At 41.1% G+C, this 219-nt stretch carries 1 pseudogene; it reads left to right on the top strand.

The features are described from left to right. Positions 1-219 (top strand): annotated as a pseudogene (locus tag H5975_RS08605) (IS30 family transposase); the annotation flags it as partial.

Raw genomic sequence — 219 nt, 5'->3', positions numbered from 1 at the left:
CATTTCGAAGCAGATACCGTACTTTCAGGTAAAATGAAGGGGCAAGCAGTCGCTACTTTCACAGAAAGATTAAGCCGCTTAACAATCGTTCAACGTTTAGATGGGCGTGGCAGTCAATCAATGACTAAAGCTATTATTACACTGGCCCGTCATCTAGGCGCCAATTTAAAATCACTGACTGTTGACCATGGAAAAGAATTTGCCAATTATCATCAAATC

Origin of the sequence: Limosilactobacillus coleohominis (assembly GCF_016901675.1) — a bacterium.
Lineage (GTDB): Bacteria > Bacillota > Bacilli > Lactobacillales > Lactobacillaceae > Limosilactobacillus > Limosilactobacillus intestinavium.
This window is presented reverse-complemented; position numbering and strand designations above follow the sequence as displayed.